The 3553-nt window shown below is 34.4% G+C and carries 2 protein-coding genes; one reads left to right on the top strand and one right to left on the bottom strand.

Features of this window, described 5'->3' with window-relative positions:
- Positions 1-1255 precede the first annotated feature (1255 nt).
- On the bottom strand, positions 1256-2869 hold the full coding sequence (locus ABY905_RS15125) for an ABC-F family ATP-binding cassette domain-containing protein (RefSeq protein ID WP_372645364.1): 1614 nt from the start codon (positions 2867-2869) through the stop codon (positions 1256-1258).
- A gap of 560 nt (positions 2870-3429) precedes the next feature.
- Here ABY905_RS15125 and ABY905_RS15120 point away from each other — a divergent pair.
- On the top strand, positions 3430-3553 hold a 124-nt coding region (locus ABY905_RS15120), incomplete at its 3' end, for an SDR family NAD(P)-dependent oxidoreductase (RefSeq protein WP_372645366.1).

Here is a 3553-nt window from a genome sequence, read left to right as displayed (position 1 = left end):
GGTTTTTAAGACTGTCTATAGTCGAATTTTGTGCCTTTAACCCAATTATTATTGAATTTAAGATCATCAAAATGATGAGTGCCATTGTTTTCTTCATGCCTAATATATTTTCCTAATCTGTTGTCATAGTCTTTTAAACTCGCGGGAATCTGGAGCACTTATCGCTGCAGTCAATTGAATGAACCACTGCTATGCTTAACAGTGATATCATGTGTCATGGTGTTTATCCCTAGAGACATTTCAACGGGATTTAGATAATTACTATTTATAGGAAGTGTTACATATTGAGTTTTCTGGCTCTCATATAGCCTTAAACGAGCTGGGGAAAGGGGGCGTAAATTTTTAATCATATATGGGGAATTAGATTTGTATAGCGTAAGATTTAGCCTATACACCATACAAGCTCTACCTTTATTTCTGTTTTATAAGAAGTAAGCCAAAATACATACTTTTAGTTAAAAATTAATAAACGTGTTGGTCGTGAGATGTCTAAAATTGTTATTTATATAAGGTCTAAGCGAGAATTATCTATCAAATAGAATTTGCGAAAATTGGCTGAATGGATAAGACATTTTAGCTATATTTTATTCGAATCTCTTGTTTTACATTACGTACCAATCGATGCACATGAAAACAATCTTCAACTTGTTAGCCTTTCTAAGCACTTGGCAGCAATAAAATTTATAGATACAGCAAAAATTACAAGTCGATTTCTTTTATATGATGAGCTTTTTTTTGAGTAAAATGAACTTGTCTTAAGATAATAATGCGATCGATTTTTGTACTAGAGGTCCTTACAGAGTCACCTCTCATAACTTTGGCAGCTTTATTGGTTGGAATAGTATACAATTACCAGTTGGACAAGCCTATCTCTTATAAACGGCTCAATAGTTTAAAGAAAGCTTAGACAATTTCTATATTATGAAGTTTTAATAAATCTTAGAAGTTATTTTTTAGATTTTTATAATTGAATCCATCTGTTAATAGATTCACTTTATTTGGAATAAGTTAGAAAGGCAACAAGAAGGCTATATATCTAAAAGAACAATCGAAGCGTATAGAGCGCTTTTGGGAACTTTAATTACATTAGTAATGGTCATTTGAGTCGAAAGGATAAAGTATATATAATTATATATGAGGTGTTAATCTGTTTTAAAGATAGCTAAGAAAATAACTATTTTCGTCAAAAGATTGGGTGCAAAAAAATCCCCCTCAGCAATGAAACTAAGGGGGATAAATATATATAATGTGTGGTTTACTTATACATTTCTTCGCGAAGAGCTTTAATCTTATCGCTAGTTACATATTCGTCATATTCCATCAACTTATCTATAGTTCCATTAGGTGTTAACTCGATAATACGAGTACTAATGGTTTGAATAAACTCGTGGTCATGAGACGACATCATAATTGTACCACCATAGTTGATCAAGGCATTGTTAAACGACTGAATTGACTCAAGATCCAAGTGGTTAGTAGGTGTATCTAAAACCAGAAGGTTGGCATTTTTCAACATCATTCTTGAAATCATACAACGTACTTTTTCACCTCCTGAAAGAACATTTGATTGTTTGAAAATATCCTCACCCGAGAACAACATCTTACCTAAATAGCCTCTCAAGAAAATCTCAGAAGTATCTGGTGAATATTGAGCTAACCAATCTTTAAGAGTGATCTCACCTTGAAAGAAAGAATTGTGATCAACAGGTAAATAAGCTGGAGTAATCGTCACACCCCATTCGAATGAACCAGAATCTGCTTTGTCTTCGCCATTGATAATATCGAACAATGAAGTCATGGCACGAGGATCGCGAGATAAGAAAATAACTTTTTCGCCTTTTTCGATTGTGAATTCAACATCCTTAAATAGGATATCATCCTCAATTCGCTTGCTCAATCCCATGCAAGAGAAAATTCTATCACCAGCTTCACGTTCCTGTGGGAATATGATACCTGGGTAACGACGAGTCGATGGCTGAATATCATCGATATTCAATTTTTCAATCATCTTCTTACGAGAAGTCGTTTGCTTAGACTTAGCAACATTGGCAGAAAAGCGCGCAATAAATTCCTGAAGTTCCTTTTTCTTCTCTTCAGCCTTTTTATTCTGATTGGCTTGCTGGCGAGCAGCTAGCTGAGATGATTCGTACCAGAAAGTATAGTTACCAGAGAACATTTTTACTTTACCAAAATCGATATCTACAATATCCGTACAAACTGAATCCAGGAAGTGACGGTCGTGAGATACTACAATTACGGTATTGTTGAAATTAGCAAGGTAGTTTTCCAACCACATCACTGTTTCAAGGTCAAGATCATTGGTTGGCTCATCCAGAAGCAAGTTATCAGGATTACCAAAAAGAGCCTGAGCCAAAAGCACACGCACCTTTTCCTTACCACTCAATTCCGACATCATTTTGAAATGAAGCGCTTCCTTAATCCCTAAACCACTTAAAAGTTCAGCAGCATCACTTTCTGCATTCCATCCGCCCATTTCGGCAAACTCTTCTTCAAGCTCAGAAGCTTTAATACCATCTGCCTCAGAAAAATCTGGTTTAGCATATAGGTTATTCTTTTCTTGCATAATTGCCCACAGCTCAGTGTGTCCGGCAACTACAGAATCAAGTACATTGAATTCATCGAATCCATAGTGATCCTGTTTTAATACAGCCAGACGTTCGCCCGGTTCCATAGCAACGCGACCTGATGTAGAATCTAAGTCACCTGAAAGAATTCTTAAGAAAGTTGATTTACCGGCACCATTGGCACCTATGATACCGTAACAGTTTCCTGGAGTAAATTTTAAGTTAACATCCTGAAAAAGGGTACGCTTACCAAACTGAATGGATAGATTTGAAACTGTGATCATTAAACGAAAATCTTTTATTTTAGCTCTTATGTCTCCAAATAAGTAGGAGAGAGGCAATTAAAAACATATATGTCAGTACTCTGCAAATGAAAGAACTGTCAAAATAGAATTGTGTTTCTGCTTTAAAATCACCCTTTTAGGGATATTGTCGACTCCCAGAAACTTATCAATTATCAGTTTGCAAAATTAATAATAATAGATTTAAATACAGCATATATGAAAAAAGAATTTCAATAAGCGTAATAGAGATAAAAATACGTATTGAATTAGCTTTGAAACTAACTTGTTTTTAAAGAACTACGAGCTATTTAGCTATCTGTTCGAATTAAGTAAGGTAAGTTTTGCTTAAAATATTCTATATTTGTTGGTCAAATTTTGAGAAATCAAGGGACATACACGATCTTTAGGTTCCAGTTAAGAACTGGAAGATCAACTTATTAAATTGTAATTATTTTTAATTGTTGAGATCGACGACATCACGATTGTGGTGTTTAATTGATTAAGTCTGAGAAAATCACACTTAATATCAATAAGTTATCTCATAGCTAAAATATTCTGAAATGAAGTTATTAGAAGGAAAAACAGCGATTATTACCGGAGCTTCTCGCGGTATTGGTAAAGCAGTTGCAATTGAGTTTGCAAAGCAAGGTGCTAATGTAGCATTCACCGATTTATTTTATAATG

Origin of the sequence: Ancylomarina sp. (assembly GCF_041555295.1) — a bacterium.
Taxonomy (GTDB): domain Bacteria; phylum Bacteroidota; class Bacteroidia; order Bacteroidales; family Marinifilaceae; genus Ancylomarina.
This window is presented reverse-complemented; position numbering and strand designations above follow the sequence as displayed.